This is a genomic window from Bacillus sp. SIMBA_154 (genome assembly GCF_046536015.1).
Lineage (GTDB): Bacteria > Bacillota > Bacilli > Bacillales > Bacillaceae > Bacillus > Bacillus pumilus_P.
On record NZ_JAWJBV010000743.1, the window covers coordinates 1 to 230 of the forward strand.

1 protein-coding gene is annotated in these 230 nt (G+C 42.2%); it reads left to right on the top strand.

Translation table 11 applies throughout. The annotated features are described in order from the left end of the window. A partial coding sequence (locus tag R0K30_RS23850) for a hypothetical protein (protein ID WP_410613546.1) occupies positions 1-181 on the top strand: 181 nt, incomplete at its 5' end. Positions 182-230 lie beyond the last annotated feature (49 nt).

Consider the following 230-nt stretch of genomic DNA (forward strand, 5'->3'; position numbering starts at 1 on the left):
GCACATTAAAGCGGGCGAACCTATAGCTAAAATACTACGAATGGAACGCTACCTAAGCGAACAACCACTGCAAACATTAAGCTTTGATCTTGATGCGATTGCGATATTGCATTTTGCCTCAGCTAGTGTGAACCAAGGCACTGAACTTTATAAGTTTTTTACAAACGTTTTTGAGCTCTAGCTCACCCCTTCTCATTGCGTGAGAGTCTAACTAGCGAGCTATTAGCTAG